Origin of the sequence: Streptomyces sp. BJ20, from assembly GCF_022869105.1 — a bacterium.
Lineage (GTDB): Bacteria > Actinomycetota > Actinomycetes > Streptomycetales > Streptomycetaceae > Streptomyces > Streptomyces griseoincarnatus.
The window spans coordinates 2,374,947-2,399,213 of sequence record NZ_CP094918.1 but is presented as its reverse complement, the minus strand read 5'-3'; the positions used below and the strand labels follow the sequence as shown (position 1 = coordinate 2,399,213).

Here is a 24,267-nt window from a genome sequence, read left to right as displayed (position 1 = left end):
CCCGGGGGCCGAGGGAGGTCAGCCGAGTGTGAGGGCACGCTGTGCGGTCACGACGCGGGACGAGCGCGCCGTCGCGAAGGTGTAGACGCCTGGGGTGAGCGTCATCGCTCCCGACTTCCAGACGCTGAGGTCCTGGACCGGGATCGTCAGGCTGAGTCGTTTCGTGCCGGCCGCGGGGAGGGTGACTTTCTGGAAGGCGACCAGACGGCGCGGTTCCGCTGCCGCCGAGGCGGGGAGGGTGGCGTACACCTGGACGACCTCGGTGCCCTGACGCCGTCCGGTGTTGGTCACAGTGACCTCGACGGTGACCTGCCTGGCGGCCGCGTTGTAGCTCGCTTCCAGGGAGCCGTGGGCGAACGTGGTGTAGGACAGGCCGTGGCCGAAGGGGAAACGGGGTTCCTGCTTCCTGGCGTCGTAGAAGCGGTAGCCAACGGCGATGTCCTCGTCGTAGGTGACGGTGCCGTTCGTGCCCGGGTAGGTGGCGGGGGTGGTGCCGGGCCCTTGGGTGGCGTCGGTGGGGAAGGTCACCGGGAGGCGGCCGGCCGGGTCGCTGTCGCCGAAGAGGACGGCGGCGATGGCGGTGCCGGCACCGCGGCCCGCGTACCACGTCTGCACGACGGCCTCCACGTCGTTGAGCCAGGGGGTGGCGACGGGGCCGTCGGTGTTGAGGACGACGATCGTGCGCGTGTTGGCGGCGGCCACGGCCCTGACGAGCTGGTCCTGGTCTCCGGGCAGCGCGTATCCCTCGTGGTCCATGCCTTCGCCGGCGACCCGGTTGACGAAGACGACGGCCGCGTCGGCCGCGCGGGCCGCCGTCACGGCGGCGGGGATGAGGGACTCGGGCTGCCAGCCGAAGGTCAGGCCGCACGTTCCGGGTTCCGCGGTGGCGTTGTTGTAGGTGATCTCCACGGTGACGGCGCGTCCGGCGGTCAGTTCGGCGGTTCCCTGGAGCGGGTAGTCGTAAGGGCCGAGGAAGAAGCGGGCCATCTGGCGGGTGCCGGAGACGACCGTCCTGCCGTCGATCTTCAGCGTGGTCGTCCCGGACGGCAGCAGGGAGAAGCGGTGCAGGCCGGTGGAGGTCGGCGTCAGCGTGCCGGTCCACTTGGCCGACCACACCTGCGGCAGGCCCTCGACGGGGGCGGCGGTGAAGTCGACGGTGGTGTCGGTGCGGGTCGTGACCGGTGTGCCGGTGCCGTCGGCACTGGCGTAATAGCTCGCCCTCAGTCCGGCCGCCCCGGTGGGGGTGCGCAGGACGGTGGAGGGGACCGTGGTGAGGGGGAGGTCACCCTTGGTTCCCTGGGCGTGTGTGACCTTGACGGAGCTTCCGGCGCGGGCGCGGATCGCGTCGAGCGGGGTGGTCCAGGTCCCGGGGTCCACGTACGTGGAGCCGGACACGCCGGTGAAGGTGTCGGACCCGGCCGGGCCGATGACGGCGAGCGACTTCACCGCGCTGGTGAGCGGCAGGGCCGCGGAGCGGTTGGCGAGGAGCACCGTGGAGGCGACGGCCGCCTCGTGCGCGAGGTCCTTGTGCGCCTGGGTGCTGACGTTGCCCGCCGGGGCGGGGACGGGGTGGTCGAAGAGGCCGTTCGCGAACATGGTGACGAGGATGCGCCGGGCCGCGTCGTCGAGCCGAGCTGCCGGTATCGCGCCGCCGGTGAGGGAACCCGCGGGGATCTGGACGCCGCCGGGGCCGAGTCCGGCGAGGTCCATGCCGGCCCGGGCGGCGGCCACCTGGTCGTCGCCGGCCCAGAAGTCGGGCACGGTGTAGCCCTGGAGGCCCATTCCCTTCTTCAGATCGTCGAACAGGCCGGTGTGCCGTGTCGCGAAGGTGCCGTTGATCTTCGGGTAGGCCATCATCACCGAGGTGGCGGGGGCGGCGGCGATCACGCGGCGGAAGGGCGCCTGGTAGTACTCGTGGAGCGCTCGGTCGGACACCTTGGTGTCGATGAAGAAGCGGTTGACTTCCTGGGTGTAGGCGGCAAAGTGCTTGAGGGTGGCCGCCATGTGCTGGGACTGGATGGCCACGGTGAGGGCGGCGCCCAGCCGTCCGGCGAGCACCGGGTCCTCGCCCATGGCCTCGGCCTGACGGCCGAAGTGCCATGTGCGGGTCAGGTCGATGGTGGGGCCGAGGGCGTTGTTGTACCCCTTGGCCCGGCCCTCGGTGCCGATGGCCTTCCCGATCCGGGCGGCGAGCGTCTCGTCGAAGGTGGCCGCCTGGGCCACGGGTACGGGGAAGGCGGTGACGCCCGTCTCTCCGCGCAGCCCCGCGGAGGCGTCGACCATGGTGAGGGCGGGGATGCCGAGGTGGGCCACGGCGGCGAAGTCGCAGCGTACGAGGGCCTCTTTCTCGCCGGCCGTCATGCGGGCGAGCAGTTCGGCGGCCCGGTCCTGCGCCACGGACCGCGGCGCGGCGACCGCTCGGTCGGTGACCGCGGGGGCCATGCTCGCGGCCAGGGCCGTGAAGGCTGCGGCGGATAGGAACGTTCGTCGGTTCACAGCGGCTCTCCGGACTGAGATGGCGGCAGTACGACGCGCCGCCGCGGGTTGGGGGGAGGTGAGGCCGACCGAGGGGTCAGGTCACGGCCGGCCTCGGCTCGATGGGGCTCTGGGAGCAGCCGCGTGGTCGCGGAGCCCCGAGGGATCGCATTTCCCTTTTTTCACTTCTCGGCGGCAGAGTGTTCGCCGCGTCCCACGGTGAGCTCTCGGCGCCACGGCCGTATTCGGCCACGAAGTTCTTCCCAGCAGGCTGGAAACTATGGCCTCCTCCGATGCAAGGTCAACCCTCCGGGACCTCCTCTTTAAAATAGACCCTGACCAGCAGGTTCCTTGCTTGGAATTTCAATGACGCCCTGAAATTTCAATTGAACGGACCGATGGAATTCTCTGCCATCGACGCCCTGGATGATCTGAATTCACAAGACAAATAGCAGCCCGACGCATCGCGTGATGCGTCGGGCTGTCCCTCTTCGCGTACGGGAGACGGTCAGGCCGCCGCTCCGAGTTCCGCGGTGTCCAGGACATGGTCGCCCGGCCCAAGGGCGAGGGGTGCGCAGCCGGGGAGTTCCACTGTGGCCGTACAGCCTTCCGGCACCGTGATGTCGGCCGTCATGCCGGTGGCGGTGAGCTCCCAGGACAGTGCGGCCGTCCCGTAGGGAGTGTCATGGCGGACACAGGCCCAGCTGATGCCGCCGCCCGGACGGGGGCGGAAGGAAAGCCGGCGGTAGCCCGGGGCGGTGGCGCTGATACCGCCGACCACCCGGTGCAGCCAGTCGGCGACGGCTCCGAGCGCGTAGTGGTTGAAGCTGGTCATGCCGCCCGGGTTGAGGGTGCCGTCGGGCCGCAGACTGTCCCAGCGCTCCCAGATCGTGGTGGCGCCCATGGTGACGGTGTAGAGCCAGGAGGGGCACTCGGTCTGCAGCAACAGCTGGTAGGCGACGTCGAGGTGACCGTTGTCGGTGAGGGCGTCGCAGATGAGCGGGGTGCCGACGAAGCCGGTGGAGATGCGCGCGCCGTCGGCGAGCACGATCTCGGCGAGGCGGTCGGCAGCCGGTCCGCGCTGTTCCGGCGTGAGCAGGTCGAAGGCGAGGGCGATCGCGTACGCGGTGGCGCTGTCGCTGGTGAGGCGGGCCGAGGGCAGGACGTACCGTCGCCGGAATGCGTCGGCTGCCTCGGCGGCGAGTGCCGCGTACCGTTCGGCGTCCGCGTCCAACCCCAACTCCGCCGCGGCCAGGGCGAGATGTCGTGCGGAGTGGGCGAAGTAGGCGGTGGCGACGAGGTAGCGGTCGGTGCGGCCCGCGGCCGGGTCGTCGGGTGGGGCGGCCGGGTCGAGCCAGTCCCCCAGCTGGACGCCGGTGTCCCACAGGCGGGTAGGACCGGCAAGGCGTTCGACCAGCTCGACCCACGCTTTGGCCATGGGGTAGTGGCGGCGCAGGAGTTCCAGGTCGCCGTAGCGCTGGAAGAGCGTCCAGGGCGTGAGGGTAGCGACGTCTCCCCATGCGGCGCCGGGGTGGATCGGCGTCCACATCGGCTCGCCCGGGATGACGGGGACGTACCAGGGGATTGTGCCGTCCGGGAGTTGTTCGATGCCGACGTCGGTGAGCCAGGAGTCGAGCAGGCCGGCGCAGTCGTAGAGGAAGCTCGCCGTGGGGGCGAAGACCTGGATGTCGCCGGTCCAGCCGAGGCGTTCGTCGCGCTGCGGGCAGTCGGTGGGCAGGTCGACGAAGTTGCCGCGCATGCTCCACACGACGTTCTCGTGCAGGCGGTTGACGAGCGGGTCGCTGCACTCGAACCATCCGGTGCGGCGCATGTCCGTGTGGTAGACGCGGGCGGTCACCTGCCCCGCCGTCAGGTCGCCCGGCCAGCCGCTGATCTCGGCGTAGCGGAATCCGTGCAGAGTGAAGCGGGGCTCCCAGGTCAGCGGTCCCGCGCTGGAAAGGATCAGGGTGTCGACGGACGTCGCCTCGCGCAGGGGGCGAGTGGCCAGCTCGCCGTCCTGGAGGACTTCGGCGTGCCGCAGGGTGAGGGTGGTACCGGCCGGTCCGTCGACGGTGACCCGGAGACGGCCGACGAGGTTCTGGCCGAAGTCGAGCAGGTACCGTCCGTCGTCGGTGCGGGTGACGGTGACCGGGGTGATCTCCTCGGTGCAGCGCACGGGCGGTCCGAGAGGAGCGACGAGGGTGCCGGCATCTCGTGCGCCCGTGCGGACCGGCGTCCAGTCCCCCGCGCCGGCCGCGGGCGGTGTGGCCCACGTGGGATCGTGCAGGCGGGCGTCGAAGGTCTCCCCTTCGTACAGGCCGCTGGTGAGGATCGGGCCGGGTGCCGCTTCCCAGGTTCGGTCGGTGGCGACGACATGGGTGGTGCCGTCGTCGTACTCCACCTCCAGTTGGGCGATGAGGGACTGGTCGGTGCCGTAGATGTTGCGGGTGCCGCCGTCGAAGCCGTACTTGCCGCGGTACCAGCCGTCGCCGAGCCAGGCACCGATGGTGTTGGCGCCCTCGGTGAGGTGGGCGGTGACGTCGTGGGTGCGGTACCGCAGCCGGTGCGGATAGACGGTCCAGCCCGGTGCGAGCGCCTCGTCGCCGACGCGGTGTCCGTTGATCTCCACCTCGTACAGGCCGTGAGCGGTGACATAGAGGCGTGCGCGGGCAATGGGCCGGTCGAGACGGAAGTCCTTGCGCACGCGGGCAGGGCGGCGCTCGCCCTCGGGGTCCTCGTCCCAGTCGGCGCCCACGGGTACGGCCTGCCAGTCGGCGGCGTCGAGGAGCCCCGCCTCGGCGGCTGCCGGTGTGCTCCACTCCGAGGGGTCTGCGGCGTCGGAGGTCCAGACGCGGACGCGGACGGTGGCGCGTTCCCGGGACGTCAGCGGGTCGCCGGGCCACGGCACGAGGACCTGCTCGGCGCTGTCGACGCGCCCGGTGCGGCGGATGCCGCCACGGCGTTCGAGTTCCAGCTCGTACGACACCTGGCGGCCGGTGCCTGCGGGCAAGGTCCAGGTCAGCCGGGGGGAGGCGACTCCGATACCGAGTCCGTCCGGCAGGTGTTCGAAGCTGACCGGGGAGGGCTGAGGGGGGAGCAAGGGGCGACCCTTCTTTCACGTGTGGTCACAGTCGGGAGCGTGACGGGTGGGCGCGGCGAACTCCCCGGAGCCGAGGGCCGGGGAGACGGCAGGCCGGGGCGAGGACCGGGTCAGCCCTTCAACGCTCCCGAGGTGAGGCCCTTCATGACCTTCTGGTTGAGGAAGAGGTAGATCAGGAGGGTGCCGAAGACGTTGATGCAGATGGCCGCGAAGAGGGGGCCGTACTGGGTGGCGCCGAAGTCGCCGGTGAAGTTGAGCAGGCCGACCTGGATGGTGCGCAGGTCCTGGTTGTTGGTGAAGGTCAGCGCGATGAGCAGGTCGTTCCAGATGAAGAAGAACTGCACCAGGCCGACGGTGAGCAGGGCGTTGCGCACCAGGGGGAGGCTGATGGTCCAGAAGGCGCGCAGGATGCCGGCGCCGTCGATCGTGGCGGCCTCGAACAGCTCGCGGGGCACGCTGCGGTAGTAGGTGGCCATCATGAAGACGGTCAGGGGCAGGCCCGTGCCGGTGTAGGTGAGGATCAGCGGCCACAGGGTGCCGGACAGGCCAGTCTGGAAGTACACCGTGAACAGGGGCAGCAGGATCATCTGCGGCGGGACCATCATGCCCGCGAGGAAGACCAGCAGCGTGAGGCTGCGGCCCTTCCACACCATGACCTGCAGGGCGAAGCCGGCGGCGGTGCCCAGCAGCAGCATCAGTGCGAGCGCGGGGACGACGGCGAGCAGGCTGTTTTGTACGTAGAGGCCGATGTTGCCGGTCGTCCACGCCTCGGTGTAGTTGCTCCACTCCCAGGTGGTGGGCAGGCTCCAGGTGGAGTTGTTGAGGTAGTCGTCGTTGGACTTCAGGGAGGTGAGGAACATCCAGATCATCGGGTAGACCTCGACGACCAGCAGGAGAGCGACGACGACCTTGACCCAGAGGCGGCTTCCCGGACGGCCGCGCCGGGCCCGCGGGGCACGCACGGGCGCGTGCCCGGAGCCGCCTGCGGAGGTCTTCACGGGTGTGTCGATGGTGGCCATGTCTCTCAGCCCTCCGTGAGGTCGCGCCGCGAGACGCGGTAGACGACCAGGCTCACCAGCAGGCACACGACGGTCAGCAGCAGGGCGATAGTGCTGCCGTAGCCGTAGTCGCTGTAGGTGAACGACGTCTGGAACATGTACAGGGTCAGCGGGGTGGTGCCCGTGCCGGGGCCGCCGTTGGTCAACGCGACGATCGAGTCGAAGACCTTCAGCGTGCCGTTGATGCTGAAGATCAGCGAGGACATCAGGACCGGCAGGGACAGCGGCAGCACGATGTGGCGGACCAGCCTGAGTCCCGTGGCTCCGTCGAGGCGGGCCGATTCCAGGACCTCGTCGGGGATGTCGACGAGACCGGCGAAGAGGAGTACCGCGTAGAAGCCCATGGAGCGCCAGATGTCCATGGCGATCAGGACCCAGAAGGCGCTGCCGGCGCTGCCGAAGAAGTCGATCGAGTCGATGCCGACGGCGTTGAGAAGGGAGTTGACCGGGCCGGTCTGTGGGGCGACCTGGAAGAACTTCTGGAAGAGCAGGCCGACGGCGACGGTGGGCAGCACGACCGGGAAGAACACCAGGGTGCGGACGAGCGCCGAGGCGCGCTTGAGGAAGAAGACGTAGAGGAGCGCCAGGAGATACCCGGCGGCCACCTGCCCGGCGGTGACGACGACGGCGTACTTCAGGGTGAACCACAGGGCGTCGTGGACGGCCGGGTCGTCCAGGAGGCGGGAGAAGTTGGCGACGCCGTTTCCGGTGAAGCCGTTGATCGTGTTGCCCTTGGTGAAGGAGTACCCGAGCGACCACACCATGGGGACGAGCATGATCAGGGAGTAGACGAGGAGGGCGGGACCGAGCAGGAGCGCGATGGCCCTGCGGTCACCGAGTACGCGGTGCATGGGTGGGTGTCCACTTTCTTCGGAGGGACGGGGACGGCCCGCGCGCGGCGGGGCGGGCAGGAGCGTGCGTGCCGTCCCCGGCCGGTCACTGGGCGGCCAGTGCGTCCTGAACGGTCTGCATGAACTGCTCGGGGCTCGTGCTGCCGCTGACCAGACCCGCCGCATTCTGCTGGCTGACGGTGGTGGCCTTGGTGCTGAACAGGGCCTCGAACCACAGCACGTTCTGCTTCGAGGAGCTGATGGTGTCGCGCACCTGGGTGGTGACCTCGTTGGCGTCCTTGACCTCGGTGTTCACCTTGAAGCCGGAGATGGAGCCGTGGTCCTTCAGCGCGGTGGAGCCGTAGTTCTTCGCGATGCAGGACACCCAGTCGCCGGTCTTCTTGTCGAAGGACTTCGAGGCGAAGGTGATGCCCAGGCCGACGTTGGACGGGTACTGGTCGACAGAGCCCTTGCCCCCGGTCACGGCCGGGAAGGGCATGAAGCCGGTGTTCTCCGCGCCGATCTTGTTCTGCTTGTCGTCGGAGATGTTCGCCAGTGCCCAGCTGCCCATGTAGAACATGGCGGCCTTGCCCGTGAGGAACTGGTTCATCGCCGTGTCGTAGTCGATGGAGCCGACGCCCTTGCCGAAGTAGCCCTTCTTGCCGAGGGCGGCGACCTCCTCGGCGGCCTTCACGTACTCCGGGTCGGTCAGCTTCGCCTTGCCGTCCGCCACCTGCTGCAGCGCGTCGGGGCCGAGGCTGCGGTAGAGGTAGCCGCTGATCAGACGGGTGAGCGGCCAGCCCTGCTGACCGGAGGCGGAGAACGGCTGGACGCCCTTCGACTCCAGCTTCGCCGCGGCCGACACCAGCTCCTCCCAGGTGCCCGGCACCTTGATCCCGTTGTCCGCGAAGACCTTCTTGTTGTAGAAGATGCCCTCGATGTTGTACTCGTACGGCAGGACCTGGAGTTCCCCGCCGTACAGGGCCTTGATGGTGGAGACGGCGGCCGGCTCCAGCTGGTCGAGAACGCCCAGCTCCTTGAGCTTGGCCTCCAGGTCGGCGACCTTGCCGGACTTGGCCAGCTGCTGGGTGAGCGCGGGGGCGTTGCCCGCGGCGAACTGCACCGGCAGCGCGTCCTGGCCGGCCAGCAACTGGAGCTTCTGGTCCAGGCTCGCCTGCGGAACGGTCTCCACCTTCAGCGGCAGAGCGTCGTTCGCGGCCTTGCAGGCATCCTTGGACATGGTGGTCAGCGCCGTCTTCACGGTGGTGTTCTCGGTGACGCTCAGGTAGTCGAAGTTCTCGGGGGCGGAGGAGGAGCCGCCGGCCCCGCTGCCGCCGCACGCGGTGGCGAGCAGCGCGAGCGAGGCGGTGCCGGCGGTGAGCAGGCTCAGTCGCGCACGACGGGCGCGGGAGGTACGAAGGGGCACGGAGGACTCCCAAGGATCATGAGGAGCGGGCGAGGTGCGGGAAACAGCGCCAGGGGTGAAGTACGGGGCCCGGCAGCACGCGGGCAGCGACCCGGCAGAGCCGTGTAAAACGTTCTTCACAGCGAGTGGGCAACACCCTGCACCGCTCCCTCGCCACCGTCAAGACACAAGCAGGTAACACCGCGGTGATCAACCAAGGGCTTGACGGATAGCGGGGAGTAGCGTGTAGACCGTTATACCTACGACTACTCACTTCGGGACGTGGACCATGGACGGGGCTTCCGCAGCCAAGCCGAACAAGCGCGTAACCATCACCGATGTCGCCCGGCACGCCGGGGTGTCCACGGCCGCCGTCTCCAAGGTGATGCGCAATGCCTACGGCGTGAGCGAGGCCATGCGGGAGAAGGTCCAGGCGGCCATCGCCGACCTGGGGTACCGTCCGCACGCGGCGGCGCGAGGGATGCGCGGCCGGACCTACACCATCGGTGTACTGCTGGACAACGTCCGCAACGCGTTCTTCGCCGACATCCTCGACGGCATCCGGGACGAACTCCGCCACACCGACTACACGGTGCTGATCGGCGCGGCCGGCTTCGACCCCGATGAACAGGCCAGGACCATCCGTTCCCTGGTGGACCGGCAGATGGACGGGCTGATCCTCATCGCCCCGGGGACGCCGCGCGCGGAGGTGCTGGACACGGCCGCGTCGACGCCGACCGTGGTCATCGGGCACCACGACGCTTCGGACACCTACGACTCGGTCGTCGACGCCGACGACCTCGGCGCCGGTCTGGTGGTGGATCATCTGGTCTCGCTCGGCCACCGTGACATCGCCCTGGTCTCGGCCCCGGGCACCCGGGCCAACAAGTGGAAGCGCACACCGGAGGCCGTGCTGAGCGAGGGCTATCTGCACGCGATGGAACGGCACGGCCTCGACCGGTTCGCGCGGGTCCACCACACCGCCTACTCCGACGACGGCGGCTTCAAGGCGGGCATGACGCTGCTGACGGCCGACCGTCCGCCGACCGCCGTGATGACCGGTGCGGACGTCGCCGCCCTGGGCGTCTACCGCGCCGCGCATGAACTCGGCCTGCGCATCCCCCGGGACCTGTCGCTCGTCGGCTACAACAACACCGCGCTCGCCGCCCTGGCGCCCGTGCAGCTGACCAGCGTGGACCAGGCGGGACACACCATGGGGTCCGCCGCGGCCCGGATGCTCGTCGAGCGCGTCGAAAGCCGAAGGGACAGACCCATGCAGACCACGATGACCCCCCGTCTGGTGGTGCGCTCCACCACCGGCGCTCCGCAGGGACGCTAGGCCGTGGACTGGCGACCGACTGCCACTCCCACAGCTCACCGCGAACGTGGCTCCGGCGGAGCAACGGCGGTGGCCGGACCCGCTGGCCGCACACGTCCCCGGGTCGGCATCAAGGACGTGGCGCGGGAGGCGGGCGTCTCGCTCGGTACCGTCTCCAACGTCCTCAACCGGCCCGAGATCGTGTCCGAGGGAACGCGCTCGCGCGTCCTGGAAGTGATCGACTCCCTCGGCTACGTCCGGGCCGAGGGCGCACGGCAGTTGCGCGGCTGGGCCTCCCGGGTGATCGCCGTCATGGTGCTCGACATGGCGAACCCGTTCTTCACCGCGCTCGCCTCCGGGGTGGAACAGGCCGCCCGTGAGGCGGACCTCGGCGTCATGGTCTGCACGGGCGCCCACGATCCGGCAGAGGCGGCACGTCACCTGTCGCTGATCACTTCGCACCAGGTCCGCGGCGCCGTGCTGACCTCCGGCGAAGGAGTCGGGCGCACCGTCGCGGCTTTCCGCCGCAACGCCGTGCCCTTCGTCGTGGCCGACCAGTACGCGCCCCAGCCCGCAGCCTGTTCCGTCGGAATCGACGACGTGGCGGGCGGCCGGGCCGCGGTACGGCACCTGCTCGAACGGGGCCACCGTTCCCTCACCTACGTCAGCGGCCCCGACCGCCTCCAGCAGGTGCGGGACCGCCGCCGCGGCGCCCTCACCGCGATCGGCGAGTCCGGCCTGCCGTCCACCGCGCTGAGAGAACTGTCCTGCGACGCCCTCACCGTGACGGCCGGCAAGGACGCCGGGCACCGCGTCCTCGGCCTGCCCGAGCGACCCACCGCCGTCTTCTGCGCCAACGACCTGCTCGCCCTCGGTGTCCTGCAGGCCCTGTACGAGGCCGGTCTGAGAGTGCCGGACGACATCGCTGTGGTGGGATACGACGACATCGAATTCGCCGCGTCCGCCGTGGTACCGCTCACCTCGGTACGACGACCGGCATCTGCCATGGGACGGCAGGCCGGCCGACTGCTCATCGAGGACACGGCCCACGGAATCAGGCACACGCACCGCCACGTCGTGCTGCAACCCGAACTGGTCGTACGGCGGTCGACGCTGGCGGCTCCCGCGCGCTGACCGGGTCGGCTCGGGGCCGTGGGGAACGTGTGCGGGACCGATCACGGGTACGGCATGGAAAACGAGCACGGCGAAACTCCGGCCGACGGTACGGGAGGGTCGACCGCGGAGACGATGATCATCTCCGGCTGTCGGAGAGAGACGTCGAGCGAGAGCGCACCGACGGGCCCCGTCCGAGCATGCGTCCTGCCGGGCTGCCCTGCCCACCCCCACCGTCATTCACGTTACGGATGGAGTCCATCCGTAACGCGGATAGGTCCTCCGTTCACGTGCGGGGCCTCGCTCATCCCCCGGGCTCGTCGGTCATCCGCCTGCCGACCCGGGCGGCCGTCTCCCGCAGCCAGATGTGGGCCGCGTCGTGGGTGTGCACCGGGTGCCACCACAATGCCTCGCTCAGGGGCACCGCCTCGTAGGGCGGCTCCACCACGCGTACGGCGGCGAGCGGGACGAGGAGCCGGGCGAGGCGGGCCTGGATGAGGGCGATGCGCCGGGTTCCGCTGACCAGCAGGGGCATGATCTGGAAGCTGTCGACGGAGACCTCGACGCGGGGCTCGATGCCCAGCATGCCGAGCTGGCGGACGGCCGGGGCGTCGTAGGTGCGCTGGTAGGTGACCCAGGGCAGCCGGGCCAGGTCTTCCCGGGTCAGCCGGTCGTCGACGCTCGGGTGGTCCTCGGCGACGAGGAAGACCCAACGGTCCTGGTAGAGGTCGGTGGCGGGGAAGTCGCTGATCACACCGTGCGGCATGAGCAGACCGTCGGTGGTGCTCAGCAGGGTGTCCGTGGCGTCCACCACGGTGGTCGGCGTCTGGGCGAAGCGCAGTCGGATGCCGGGGGCCTCCTGATGCACGACCCGGGCGAGTTCGGCGCCGAAGACGGCGACCGCGTAGTCGGACGCCACGAGCTTGAACTCACGGCTCTCCTTGGCCGGGTCGAAGTCCGCCTGGCTGGCGAAGAGACGTTCCAGCAGGTCGTAGGCGGTGGACGCGCGGTCGAGGAGGACCTGGCCGAGGGCGGTGAGTTCGTAGTGGCCGCCGACACGGGCCAGCAGGTCGTCGTCGAAGTGCCGGCGCAAACGGGAGAGTGCCGCGCTCATCGCCGGCTGGCTGAGGCCGACGCGCTGTCCGGCGCGGGTTACGTTGCGCTCTTCGAGGAGAGCGCGCAGGGCGACGACGAGGTTGAGGTCCAGGCGACTGAGATTCACGGCGACTTTTCTCGTTGTTCGGCGATGACCTGCGGAAATTTGACCCATGGATGACTGTCATCCATGGAATCTATTTCCCTGATCGCAGGGGGCGAGTCCAGATTAGTGCCATCGCAATCAGGAGGACATGTCCGTGAAACCTGAAGCCGCGTCCGCCCTTTTCGCCGGACCCTTCGCCCTCGCCACCCTTTCGGCCCTCGAGGGGGCCGCTTTCCCCGCACTCGTCACCTCCGACGCCCAGGTGATCGACCTGCGGGACGCCCTGGACGACGCCGACTTGAGCGTGCGGGACCTCCTGAACGACTGGGAGGCGGTGCTGCCCCGGTTGACGGCCCTGGCCGGCGACAGCGCGCCACGACACGCGCCCCTGGCGGACTTCCGGGTGCATGCACCGGTCGAGCCGCGCCAGGTGTTCCAGTCCGGCGCCAACTACCGGCAGCACGTCATCGACCTGCACGTCGCGCACCGCGCGCCGGGTGACGAGCGGCCGGAGGCGGAGCGGCGCGCGGAGGCCGCGGAGATCATGGACCGGCGGGCGGCCGAGGACCTGCCGTACGTGTTCATCGGCCTGCCGAGCGCGATCACCGGCCCGTACGACGACGTCGCGCTGCCCGCGTGGGCCGAGAAGCCCGACTGGGAACTGGAACTGGCCGCGGTGATCGGCCGCCCTGCCTACCAGGTGTCCGTCGAGGAAGCCCTGGACCACGTCGCGGGCTACACGATCGCCAACGACCTGACCGACCGGGCCACCGTCTTCCGCCGGGACATGCCGCAGATCGGCACCGACTGGCTGCGCAGCAAGAACGCCCCGGGCTTCACGCCGCTCGGGCCCTGGATCGTGCCCGCCGCCTCGGTCGGGGACACGGGCGACCTGCGTCTGACGCTGAAGCTCAACGGCGAGACCATGCAGGACGAGTCGACCAAGGACATGATCTTCGACGTCGCCCGGATGGTGTCCTACGCCTCGCAGACCGCCCGGCTGCTCCCCGGCGACCTGGTGCTCACCGGCTCCCCGGCCGGCAACGGCATGCACTGGGGCCGGCTGCTGCGCGACGGCGACGTCATGGACGCCTCCATTACCGGGCTCGGCGCCCAGCGCACCCGGTGCGTGGCGGAGGTGGCCCGATGACGCTGGACCGCACGGACCCCGAGGGCTCGATCGCCCAGACCGCGAAGGCATGTTCCAACTGGGGCCGCTGGGGCGCGGACGACGTGCTCGGCACCCTCAACTTCCTCGACGAGGCCAAGCGCCGCGAAGGTGCCGCACTGATCCGGCGGGGCGTCAGCTTCTCCCTCTCGCAGCGGTTCGACATCGACGGCCCGCAGAAGGGCTGGCGGCGGCGCACCAACCCGGTGCACACCATGCTGGACACCGGCACGGACGCGGCCCTCGGCAACCAGGGCCTGCCGCACGGCATCGGCGGCGCCGACGACGTGATCGCGATGCCGCTGCAGTGCTCCACCCAGTGGGACGGGCTCGGCCACATCTTCGACCACGGCAAGGCGTGGAACGGCCGCCCGGCCGAGCAGGTCGTCACCTCCGACGGTGACCTGGTCACCGGCATCGAGCACATGGCCCCGCACGTCGCCGGACGCGGCGTGCTCCTGGACGTCGGCCGGGTCGTCGGCGAGGACGGGCAACTGCCGGACGGCTTCGCGATCACCGAGGAGCACCTGGCCGCGACCGCCGAGGCCCACGGTGTGCGGGTGGGTCGCGGCGACATCGTCCTCGTCCGCACCGGCCAGCTCACCCGGGTGCGCCGCGACGGCTGGGGCGACTACGCCGGCGGGCCCGCGCCCGGGCTGTCGTTCACCACGGCCGGCTGGCTGCACGGCACCGAGATCGCCGCGCTCGCCACCGACACCTGGGGCTTCGAGGTCCGCCCGAACGAGTTCGAGCACGCCTTCCAGCCGCTGCACCAGGTCGCCATCCCCCACATCGGCCTGCTGATCGGCGAGATGTGGGACCTGGACGCCTTGGCCGAGGACTGCGCGGCCGACGGGGAGTACGCGTTCTGGCTCACCGCCGCGCCCCTGCCCATCACCGGGGCCGTCGGCTCACCCGTCAACCCGATCGCCGTCAAGTAACCAGCGGAACGAGGGAGTTCCCCATGAGCGAAGCCCGTAAAGTCCTGGTGATCGGCGGGGGTGCGGCCGGCAATGCCGTCACGATCCTGCTGCGCCGCGCCGGCCTCACCGTGGACCTGGTCGAGGCCAAGGACGACTGGAACGCCACCGCCGGCTCCGGCATCACCCTCCAGGGCAACGCCCTGCGCGTCCTGCGCGAACTCGGCGTCTGGGAGCAGGTGGAGGCGTCCGGCTTCGGCTTCGGCTCGGTCGGCATCACCGCCCCCGACGGCACCGTCCTGCACGCCCAGGACGACCTGCGCACCGGCGGCGACGACCTGCCCGCCACCGTGGGCATGCAGCGCCCCCGGCTCCAGCAGATCCTCATCGACGCCGTGCGCGCCGGCGGCGCCACCGTCCGTCTCGGCACCACCGCCGAGATCCTGGACCAGGACGCCGACGGTGTCTCCGTGCGCCTCTCCGACGGCACCGAGCACCGCTACGATCTCGTGGTCGCCGCCGACGGCCTCGGCTCCCGCACCCGCGCCGCGATCGGCATCACGGACAAGCCGGAACCGACCGGCATGGCCATCTGGCGCATCGCCGCCCCGCGTCCGGCGGGCGTCGTCCGTACCGACCTCGCCTACGGCGGCCCGGCCTACATCGCCGGCTACTGCCCCACCAGCGAGACCACCCTGTACGCGTACGTCGTAGAGGCCAACCGTGACCGCGCGTCGATCCCGCCGGAGTCGTACGCCGACGAGATGCGGCGCCTGACCTCCTCCTACGGCGGCCACTGGCCGGAGATCACCGAGCACATCACCGACCCGGCGAAGGTCAACTACACCTGGTTCGACCGGCTGCTGGTCGAGAACTCCTGGCACCGCGGCCGGGTGGTGCTCGTCGGCGACGCCGCGCACTGCTGCCCGCCCACTCTCGCCCAGGGCGCCGCGCTGTCCCTGGAAGACGCCTGGGTGCTCTCGCAAATGCTGACTGGGGCCGACGAGTGGGACGACGTCCTGTTCCAGGCGTACTACGAGCGGCGGATCGCCCGCGTCCGCCCGGTCGTGGAGGCGTCCGTGCAGATCGGGCAGTGGCAGCTCGACGGGGTTCGCGACGCGGACGTGCCCGGCCTGATGGGCCGCACCATGACCATGCTCCGGGAGCTGCCGTGACCGCCGAGAACGCGCCCGCCGAGAACACGGCTCTCGTGAACGCCACCGCCGCGAACACGCCCACCGTGGACGTGCACGCCCACGTCCTGCTGCCCGAGGTCGAGGCGCTCGTCGCCGGCCTGCCCGGCCACGCCGAGGCCAAGGAGCTGGACGCCCGCCGCAACGGCCCCGCCGCCCTCGCCGTCAGCGGCCCCATGGTCCGCGAGCGCATCCCCCGCCTGACCGACCCCGCCGTGCGCCTGGCCGCGATGGACGCCCAGGGCGTGGACGTCCAACTGGTCAGCCCCTCCCCCTCGCACTACCACTACTGGGCCGACGAGCACACCGCCGAGAAGCTGTACCGGCTCGCCAACGAGGCCACGGCCGCGCACTGTGCGGCCGCCCCGGACCGGCTGCGCGGGCTCGGGCTCGTACCGCTCCAGCATCCGGAGCACACGGTGCCCGCGCTCGACCACGCCCTGGGGCAGGGGCTGGCCGGAGTGGAGATCTCCAGCCACGCTCCGGGCCGTGAACTGTCCGATCCGGCCTACGAACCCTTCTGGAGCCGGGCGGAGGAGACCGGCGCGCTCGTCTTCCTGCATCCCTTCGGGTGCACGCTGGACGAGCGGCTGGACCAGTGGTACCTGTCCAACACGGTCGGCCAGCCCACCGAGAACGCCGTCGCCCTGTCGCACCTCATCTTCTCCGGGGTCCTGGACCGGCACCCCGGGCTGAAGCTGATCGCCGCGCACGGCGGCGGCTACCTGCCCACCCACATCGGCCGTTCCGACCACGCCTGGTCGGCCCGCTCCGACGCGGGCGCCGGCTGCGCCCACCTGCCCAGCAGCTACCTCAGGCGGCTGTACTTCGACTCGCTCGTCCACGACCCGCACGTGCTGCGCGAGCTGATCCGGGTCGCCGGGGCCGACCGGGTGCTCCTCGGCTCGGACTTCCCCTTCGACATGGGCACCGAGGACCCGGTCGGCGCCCTGCGCGCCGCGCGCCTGTCCGACGCCGACTTCCACGCCGTCCGGGGCGGCAACGCCGCCGCCCTCCTCCGGAAGGACTGACCATCATGCGCCTGCTCACCCATCTGCGGCACGTCGACCTCGCCGTGCCCGACTACGACAAGCAGCTCGACTTCTACTCCGGCGTCTGGGGCCTGACCAAGGTCGCCGAGGACTCCGGCATCTCCTTCCTGGCCGCCGAGGGCTCCCCCGAGCAGTACGTCGTACGGCTGCGCAAGGCCGACGAGAAGCGCCTCGACCTCGTCTCCTACGGCGCCGCGAGCGCGGCCGACGTCGACACCCTCGCCGAGCGACTGCTGGCCGGCGGCGTGCAGTTGATCTCCCGGCCGGGGAAGGTCGACACCCCCGGCGGCGGCTACGGCTTCCGCTTCTTCGACGTCGACGGCCGCACCATCGAGGTCTTGGCCGACGTCGAGGTCAGGCAGCACCGCAAGATCGAGGAGAAGGAGTCCATCCCGGTCAAGCTCTCCCACGTCGTGCTCAACTCCCCCGACCTGAACCGCACCCGCGAGTGGTACGAGCGTCACCTCGGCTTCGCGCTGTCGGACACGCTCAGCTCGCCGCACATGGGCGAGGTCATGCACTTCATGCGGATCAGCAGCCAGCACCACTCCATGGCCCTCGCGAAGGGCCCGCACACCGCGCTGCACCACATCTCCTTCGAGATGCGCGGCATCGACGAGTACATGCGCGGCTCCGGGCGCGTCATCCGCGCGGGCTTCAAGAAGATTTGGGGCCCGGGCCGGCACATGGCGGGCGACAACACCTTCACGTACTTCCTCGACCCGCACGGCAACACCGTCGAGTACACCACCGAGCTGGAGAACCTGGACGAGGACACCTGGCACCCTCACGTCTACGACTTCTCCCAGCCCGAGGTCACCGACCAGTGGGGCACCGCCAACCCCATGAACGAACTCGTCGCCAAGGAGTCCTTCAACGACCCCGACCGCGGCGTGTTCGTCGCCCCGCCGGTCTGATCCGCTCCCCGTACGCCGGGGACGCGGCAGCGGCGTCCACGCCCTGACTCGCGCCGCCGCGTCCCCGGCCCCGCTCGCCCCCCTTCCTTACCCCCCACGGCTCCCGCATCAACGACGATCGAAGGAACCGCCCCGATGAGCCCTCGCACGACCCCGCTGTCCCGTCGCGGCCTGCTGGCCGGCGGCGCGGCCGCCACCGCTCTCGCCGTCACCCCGCAGGCCGCCGCCGCGCCCCGCGCCGAGCCGCGGGACAAGTCCCGGCCGGGAAAGGGCACGGTCGTGCACCTGCTGGGCACGGCGGGCGGCCCCCCGCCGTACGGCGAGCGCATGGGCATCGCCTCCGCCGTGACCGTCGGCACCGACACCTACCTGGTGGACTGCGGCCGGGGCGCCGTGACCCAGTACCTGCGGGCGGGACTGTCGATGCCGTCGCTCAAGGGGATCTTCCTCACTCACCTGCACGCCGACCACATCGTCGACTACTTCGACTTCCCGCTGCTGTGCGCCGGCGTCATGCCGCCCCAGCCCGGACTCGGCGGCATCGTGCGCGTATGGGGGCCGGGGCCGAGCGACACGGTCACCGCGGGTCCCGTCACCCCCGAACAGCCCGCGCCCGGCATCGTCGAGACCACCCGGCGCGCGAACGCCACCTTCGCCGCCTCCACCAACGCCTTCGTCGCCGAGGGCTTCGGCATCGACCCCGTCTCCATGCTCGACGTGACCGAGCTGTCGGCGCGGCCCGGCACGGTTGTGACCGTCCTCGAGACGGCCACCGTGAAGGTGACGGCGACCAGGGTCCCGCACGGCAACATGTCCCCCGCGTACGCCTACCGGTTCGACACCGCGGACGGCTCCGTCGTCTTCTCCGGCGACACCAGCCGCAGTGACGACCTCATCGCCCTGGCCCGCGGCTGCGACCTGCTGGTCCACGAGGCCGTCGACGCCGCGTGGTTCGAGGAGACCGGCCTGCCCGCCACCGTCGTCGAGCACATGCGCGAGGTCCACACCGACATCGCAGAGGTGGGCGGGATCGCCGCCGCCGCGGGGGCGCGCCAAGTAGTCCTCAGCCACCTCGCGCCGGCCGACCCGACCCAGTTCCCCGACCGCGAGTGGGCCGCGGCGGCCCGCGCCTCCGCCCGGGCGGCCGGTTACCGGGGCCGCGTCACCGTGGGCCACGACCTCATGCGCATCCCACTCTCCTGATCACACTCCGATGGAGCCGCACCATGCGTTTCGCCGCATACGAACACCGACACCACCACCGGGTGGCGGTCGTGGAAGAGGACGGCACCCTCTTCCCCCTGCCGGGCGTCACCTCGCTCACCGCACTGATCCAGCAGACCGACGGGCTCCCCGGGTTGCTCGCCGCCGGCGCCGCGGCCCTGGACGTCCCCCCGGGCCCGCATGTCTCCCAGGTCCGGTTGCTGCCTCCGCTGCAGCCCGCGTCTGTGCGGGACTTCGTGACCTTCGAGGAGCACGTGGAAGGGGTGCGCCGGTCCGTGGAGGGCACCGGCGGCGTCCCCGAGCAGTGGTACGCGGCCCCGACCTTCTACTTCACCAATCCGCACGCGATCTACGGCCCCGGGGACGGCATCCCCGTACCCCCCGGTTCGGCCGTGCTCGACTTCGAACTCGAAGTGGGCGCCGTGGTCGGCCGGGAGGGCCGCGACCTCACCGCCGAACAGGCCCGCGACCACATCCTCGGCTACACCGTCTTCAACGACTGGTCCGCGCGGGACCTCCAGGGCGCGGAGATGAAGGTGGGCCTCGGCCCGTGCAAGGGCAAGGACACCGCCACCACCCTCGGCCCGTACCTGGTCACCGCGGACGAGCTGGAGCCGTACCGTGACGTCGAAAACTTCCTGCGCCTGGCCCTGACCGCCGAGGTCAACGGCGAGAAGGTCGGCGAGGACCTGCTGTCCAACATGAGCTGGACGTTCGAGGAGATGACCGCCTACGCCTCCCGCGGCACCCGCGTCGTCCCCGGCGACGTCCTCGGCTCCGGAACCTGCGGCAACGGCGGCTGCCTCGCCGAACTCTGGGGCCGGCGCGGCGAGCAGACCCCGCCGCCGCTGAAGCCCGGCGACACCGTCACCCTCACCGTCGAGGGCCTCGGCACCCTCACCAACACCGTCGTCCCCGGCGCCGAGCCCGTCCCCCTCCCCACAGGCCGGCGCCGCTCCCGGGAGCGGCCGTGAGTGACCTGCACCCCAAGAGGCTGCTCGGCAAGGTCGTCGTCGTCACCGGCGCCGCACGCGGACAGGGCGCCGCCGAGGCCGAGGCCCTCACCCGGGAGGGCGCCCGCGTCATCGCCACCGACGCCACCGAAGCGCCGGGCTGCCGGCGCCTGGACGTCACCCGCGAGCAGGACTGGGCCGAACTCGCCGCCGAGCTGCGGGAGGCATACGGGCACGTGCACGGCCTGGTCAACAACGCCGGCATCACCTGGCGGGCCCGCCTCGGCGACGTGCGCCCCGAGGATATGGCCCACGTCCACGCGGTCAATGTCACCGGTCCGCTCCTCGGCATCCAACACCTGGCTCCCCTCATGCCACCGGGCTCCTCGGTCGTCAACGTCGGCTCCTCGGCGGCCCTCACCGCGCACTACCCGGTCGCCTACACGACCAGCAAGTGGGCGCTGCGCGGCCTGTCGAAGACCGCCGCCCTGGAGCTGGGCCCGCGCGGCATCCGCGTCAACACGATCCACCCCGGCTACATCGAGACGGAGATGACCGCCTCCGCCGCGCCCGCCTTCCGCGAGGCCAACATCAAGGAGACGCCGCTCGGTCGCACCGGCTCCGTCGGCGAGGTGGCGCCCCTGGTCGTGTTCCTGCTGTCCGACGACGCGTCGTTCATCAGCGGCGCGGAGATCCCGGTGGACGGCGGCATGACCGCGCACGGCGGCGTCAAGTCCGTCTCCGACGCCCTGCGGGAGGGGGCGCCGTGAAGCGACTGGAAGGCAAGGTGGCGCTGATCTCGGGGACCGCGCGCGGCCAGGGCCGGGCCGCCGCGCTGCGGTTCGCCGCCGAGGGCGCCCTCGTGGTCGGCGGTGACCTGCTGCACGAGGAGGCCGTGGAGACCCAGCGGCTCATCGCCCGCGAGGGCGGCACCGCTCTCACCCCCGGCCCGCTCGACGTCACCGACGAGGAGGCCGTCCGTGCCTGGGTGGAGGAGGCGGTGGACGCGTTCGGCGGCATCGACATCGTGTACGCGGCCGCGGGCGCCGTGCGGTTCGGCGCGATCGACAGCCGGCCGTACGAGGACTTCGCGTTCACGATGCGGGCCGAGCTGGACTCGGTGTGGCTGACCGTGCGGGCGGCCTGGCCGCACCTTCTGCGCAGCCGCGGCTGCGTCCTGACCGTCGGCTCGACCGCGGGACCGGCCGGTTCCCTCACCGACCACCGGACGGCGCATTCGGAGTCGGACGGCGCCGTCATCGCGCTCACCCGCCGACTGGCCGCCGAAGGAGCACCGCACGGCGTCCGGGTGAACTGCGTGAGCCCCGGGGTGATCGACACCGAGGGCTCGCGCGGCAACCTGCTCGCCGACGACCACCCGACGAACGACATCCGCGGTCACATCCCGCTCGGGCGGCTGGGCCACCCCGACGACGTCGTCGACGCGGCCGTCTTCCTGGCCTCCGACGAGGCCGCACACATCACCGGCGCCCACCTCGTCGTGGACGGCGGCTGGTCCGCCGTCCTGCCCGGCGCCCCGAACCGAAAGGCAGTCCGCACGTGAACAAGGTCCGCGCCGGCGCCGCCGAAGCGGTCGCCGACATCCCCGACGGCGCCTCGCTCGCCGTCGGCGGCTTCGGCCTCAGCGGCGTCCCCGAAGTCCTGATCCGCGCCCTGTACGAACGGGGCACGAACGGCCTGAAGGTCGTCTCGAACAACTGCGGCGTCGACGGCCGGGGACTCGGCATCCTGCTCTCCGCGGGCCGCATCGCCCGAGTGACCGGCTCCTACGTCGGCGAGAACAAGGAGTTCGCCCGCCAGTACCTCGGCGGAGAACTGGAAGTGGAACTGACCCCGCAGGGCACCCTCGCCGAGCGGCTGCGCGCCGGCGGCGCGGGCATCCCCGCCTTCTACACCCCGGCCGGCGTCGGCACGCAGGTCGCGAACGGCGGGCTGCCGTGGCGCCACACGCCCGACGGCACCGTGGCCGTCGCCTCCCCGCCAAAGGAGACGCGCGACTTCGCCGGCCGCCCGTACGTCCTGGAGCACGGCATCACCACCGACTTCGCCCTCGTACGGGCCTGGCGCGGCGACCACCACGGCAATCTCGTCTTCCGCCGCGCCGCCGCCAACTTCAACCCGCTCGCCGCCATGGCCGGCCGCATCACCGTCGCCGAGGTCGAGGAGCTCGTCGAACCGGGCGCGCTCCGGCCCGATGAGATCCACGTGCCCGGGGTCTACGTTCAGCGGGTGGTGGCGCTCACTGCGGGCCAGGCCGCCGACAAGCCCATAGAGAAGAGGACCGTACGCCCATGAGCTGGACCCGCGAGCAGATGGCCGCCCGCGCCGCCGCCGAACTCACCGACGGCTCCTACGTCAACCTGGGCATCGGCCTGCCCACCCTGATCCCCGGACACCTCCCGCGCGGCGTCCACGTCGTCCTGCACTCCGAGAACGGCATCCTCGGCACCGGCCCCTACCCGTACGAGGACGAAGTCGACCCCGACCTGATCAACGCCGGCAAGGAAACGGTCACCGTCCTGCCCGGCGCCTCCTTCTTCGACTCCGCGCTCTCCTTCGGCATGATCCGCGGCGGCCACATCGACACCGCGGTCCTCGGCGCCATGCAGGTCTCCGCCCGCGGCGACCTCGCCAACTGGATGATCCCCGGCAAGATGGTCAAGGGCATGGGCGGGGCGATGGACCTGGTCCACGGTGCCCGCCGCGTCATCGTCCTCATGGAGCACACTGCCAAGGACGGCACTCCCAAGATCGTCGACGAGTGCACCCTCCCCCTCACCGGCGAGCAGTGCGTGCACCGGATCATCACCGACCTCGGCGTCCTCGACGTCACCCCCGACGGCCTCGCCCTGGTCGAAACCGCCCCCGGCGTCACCGTCGAGGACATCACCGCCCGCACCGGCACCGCCCTGGAGGTGGACAGCGTCTCCGCCGCGTGCTGACCGGCGGCCGGGAGAGTTTGTCCACGAACCATTGACACGGGGGAAACACTCTCGGAATATAGTCCGTACGCCAATGATTGGTGTACGGACCATCGGAGGCCAGGTCTGACCGCCTCCGCTCCCGATGTCCTCCCGAGCTGACTTTTGGAGGCCAGATGCCCGTCCTCACCTCTCCACTCCACATCGCCGTAGTCGGAGGCGGTATCGGCGGACTGGCCGCCGCGCTGGCGACTGCCCGCGCCGGCCATCGCGTGACGCTCGTGGAGCGGGCCGCCCGCTTCGGCGAGATCGGGGCCGGCCTGCAGCTCGCCCCGAACGCCTCCCTCGCCCTCGACGAACTCGGCGTACTGCCGGCCGTCCGGGCATCCGCGGTAGCCCCGCCCCGGCTGGTCATGATGGACGCCCTGACCGGCGACGAGGTCACCTCCCTCGATCTGCGCAGCTCGGCCTACACCGACCGCTTCGCACACCCTTACCTGGTCACCCACCGCACCGACCTGCACGCCGCACTCCTGACCGCCTGCCAGGAACACCCCGCCGTCACGCTGCGCACGGGACACACCGTCACCGAGGCAGACCAGGACGGATCCGGGGTACACCTGCGCTTCGCGGAGGGCCACGCCCCGCTGACCGCCGACGCGGTCGTCGCGGCGGACGGACTGCACTCCCGGCTGCGCCAGGTACTGGTCGGTGACGGCGAACCGGTCTGCTCGCGCTACGTCGCCTTCCGCGGCGCCCTGCCCACCGGGAAGATGACCGGCCGGATGTCCCAGCACGCCGCCTCGGAAGCGGTCATGGTGTGGGCCGGGCCGCGCATGCACCTGGTGCAGTACCCCGTACGTCGCGGCGAGCTGTACAACCAGGTCGCCGTGTTCGAGAGCGACCACTACACGCCGGATTCCGACGACTGGGGCACCGAAACCGAGCTGGAGGAACGCTTCGCCGGCGCCTGCCAGGCCGTGCGCGACGCGCTGCCGCTCGTCTCCCGCGACCGTCGCTGGCCGCTGTACGACCGCGCCCCGATCAGCACCTGGGTGCACGGGCGGATCGCGCTTCTCGGAGACGCCGCCCACCCCATGCTCCAGTACCTCGCGCAGGGCGCCTGCCAGGCGCTGGAGGACGCCGTGGCGCTCGGCCAGGCTCTCGGCCAGCGCGCGGACCCCGCCGAAGCCTTCGCCGCATACGCGGACCGGCGTCGGGAACGGGCGACTCTCATCCAGACCAACGCCCGCCGCTTCGGCGAGATCTGCCACCTCGAAGGTATGGGAGCCACCCTGCGCAACATGCTCCTCTCGTCTCGCGGCCCCGAGGCGTTCGACGACATCTCCTGGGTGTGGACCCCCACCCCCGCACCTGCTCCCGCCCTGTGATCCGGCT

The 24,267-nt window shown here is 71.0% G+C and carries 20 protein-coding genes; 14 read left to right on the top strand and 6 right to left on the bottom strand.

Annotation, left to right across the window (positions count from 1 at the left end; all coding sequences use genetic code 11):
- Positions 1–18: 18 nt before the first annotated feature.
- From MTR79_RS10985 to MTR79_RS10965, 5 genes are all read right to left on the bottom strand, one after another.
- A complete protein-coding gene (locus tag MTR79_RS10985) occupies positions 19–2,496 on the bottom strand; it encodes a glycoside hydrolase family 3 C-terminal domain-containing protein (RefSeq protein WP_244789940.1) in 2,478 nt (825 codons plus the stop codon).
- Positions 2,497–2,983: 487 nt separating this feature from the next.
- Positions 2,984–5,575 carry an alpha-L-rhamnosidase gene (locus MTR79_RS10980; RefSeq protein WP_244789939.1) on the bottom strand — a complete coding sequence of 864 codons (2,592 nt, stop codon included), beginning with the start codon at positions 5,573–5,575 and terminating at the stop codon, positions 2,984–2,986.
- A gap of 110 nt (positions 5,576–5,685) precedes the next feature.
- On the bottom strand, positions 5,686–6,594 hold the full coding sequence (locus tag MTR79_RS10975; RefSeq protein ID WP_210984939.1) for a carbohydrate ABC transporter permease: 909 nt from the start codon (positions 6,592–6,594) through the stop codon (positions 5,686–5,688).
- Positions 6,595–6,599: 5 nt separating this feature from the next.
- Complete coding sequence (locus MTR79_RS10970; protein WP_244789937.1) at positions 6,600–7,484, bottom strand: sugar ABC transporter permease; 885 nt, start codon at positions 7,482–7,484, stop codon at positions 6,600–6,602.
- Between the two features lie 85 nt (positions 7,485–7,569).
- The gene (locus MTR79_RS10965) at positions 7,570–8,889 is read right to left on the bottom strand and encodes an extracellular solute-binding protein (protein WP_244789935.1); all 1,320 of its coding nucleotides are present in this window, start codon (positions 8,887–8,889) and stop codon (positions 7,570–7,572) included.
- Positions 8,890–9,157: 268 nt separating this feature from the next.
- Between MTR79_RS10965 and MTR79_RS10960 the strand changes: the two genes are divergently transcribed.
- Both MTR79_RS10960 and MTR79_RS10955 read left to right on the top strand, forming a co-directional pair.
- Complete coding sequence (locus MTR79_RS10960; RefSeq protein WP_244789933.1) at positions 9,158–10,207, top strand: LacI family DNA-binding transcriptional regulator; 1,050 nt, start codon at positions 9,158–9,160, stop codon at positions 10,205–10,207.
- A 69-nt stretch (positions 10,208–10,276) separates the two neighbouring features.
- Positions 10,277–11,320 carry a LacI family DNA-binding transcriptional regulator gene (locus MTR79_RS10955; RefSeq protein ID WP_244789931.1) on the top strand — a complete coding sequence of 348 codons (1,044 nt, stop codon included), beginning with the start codon at positions 10,277–10,279 and terminating at the stop codon, positions 11,318–11,320.
- A 283-nt stretch (positions 11,321–11,603) separates the two neighbouring features.
- Here the strand turns inward: MTR79_RS10955 and MTR79_RS10950 are convergent, their stop codons facing one another.
- Positions 11,604–12,521: a LysR family transcriptional regulator gene (locus MTR79_RS10950; RefSeq protein WP_244789929.1), complete on the bottom strand. Its 918-nt coding sequence runs from the start codon at positions 12,519–12,521 to the stop codon at positions 11,604–11,606.
- 127 nt (positions 12,522–12,648) lie between these two features.
- Between MTR79_RS10950 and MTR79_RS10945 the strand changes: the two genes are divergently transcribed.
- The 12 genes from MTR79_RS10945 (at position 12,649) to MTR79_RS10890 (ending at position 24,260) form a co-directional block, all read left to right on the top strand.
- Entirely contained in the window at positions 12,649–13,650 is a 1,002-nt protein-coding gene (locus MTR79_RS10945; RefSeq protein ID WP_244789927.1) for a fumarylacetoacetate hydrolase family protein, read from the top strand.
- Positions 13,647–14,609 (top strand): cyclase family protein, encoded by a 963-nt coding sequence (locus tag MTR79_RS10940; protein WP_244789925.1) that lies wholly within the window; start codon positions 13,647–13,649, stop codon positions 14,607–14,609. Before MTR79_RS10945 ends, MTR79_RS10940 begins: the two co-directional genes overlap by 4 nt.
- A gap of 23 nt (positions 14,610–14,632) precedes the next feature.
- Positions 14,633–15,763 (top strand): FAD-dependent oxidoreductase, encoded by a 1,131-nt coding sequence (locus tag MTR79_RS10935; protein ID WP_244789923.1) that lies wholly within the window; start codon positions 14,633–14,635, stop codon positions 15,761–15,763.
- 35 nt (positions 15,764–15,798) lie between these two features.
- Entirely contained in the window at positions 15,799–16,812 is a 1,014-nt protein-coding gene (locus MTR79_RS10930) for an amidohydrolase family protein (RefSeq protein WP_244793119.1), read from the top strand.
- 5 nt (positions 16,813–16,817) lie between these two features.
- Complete coding sequence (locus MTR79_RS10925) at positions 16,818–17,750, top strand: VOC family protein (protein WP_244789921.1); 933 nt, start codon at positions 16,818–16,820, stop codon at positions 17,748–17,750.
- 135 nt (positions 17,751–17,885) lie between these two features.
- On the top strand, positions 17,886–18,953 hold the full coding sequence (locus tag MTR79_RS10920; RefSeq protein ID WP_244789919.1) for an MBL fold metallo-hydrolase: 1,068 nt from the start codon (positions 17,886–17,888) through the stop codon (positions 18,951–18,953).
- Positions 18,954–18,976: 23 nt separating this feature from the next.
- Entirely contained in the window at positions 18,977–19,948 is a 972-nt protein-coding gene (locus MTR79_RS10915) for a fumarylacetoacetate hydrolase family protein (RefSeq protein ID WP_244789917.1), read from the top strand.
- Entirely contained in the window at positions 19,945–20,697 is a 753-nt protein-coding gene (locus tag MTR79_RS10910) for an SDR family oxidoreductase (protein WP_244789915.1), read from the top strand. The genes MTR79_RS10915 and MTR79_RS10910 overlap by 4 nt, the downstream gene beginning before the upstream one ends.
- Positions 20,694–21,491, top strand: a complete 798-nt coding sequence (locus MTR79_RS10905; RefSeq protein WP_244789913.1) for an SDR family NAD(P)-dependent oxidoreductase — start codon at positions 20,694–20,696, stop codon at positions 21,489–21,491. Before MTR79_RS10910 ends, MTR79_RS10905 begins: the two co-directional genes overlap by 4 nt.
- Positions 21,488–22,243, top strand: coding sequence for a CoA transferase subunit A (locus tag MTR79_RS10900; protein ID WP_244789911.1), 756 nt, complete (start codon positions 21,488–21,490; stop codon positions 22,241–22,243). The genes MTR79_RS10905 and MTR79_RS10900 overlap by 4 nt, the downstream gene beginning before the upstream one ends.
- On the top strand, positions 22,240–22,890 hold the full coding sequence (locus MTR79_RS10895; RefSeq protein ID WP_244789909.1) for a CoA transferase subunit B: 651 nt from the start codon (positions 22,240–22,242) through the stop codon (positions 22,888–22,890). The genes MTR79_RS10900 and MTR79_RS10895 overlap by 4 nt, the downstream gene beginning before the upstream one ends.
- Before the next feature lie 155 nt (positions 22,891–23,045).
- Positions 23,046–24,260 carry an FAD-dependent monooxygenase gene (locus MTR79_RS10890; protein ID WP_244789907.1) on the top strand — a complete coding sequence of 405 codons (1,215 nt, stop codon included), beginning with the start codon at positions 23,046–23,048 and terminating at the stop codon, positions 24,258–24,260.
- The last annotated feature ends 7 nt before the right edge of the window (positions 24,261–24,267 follow it).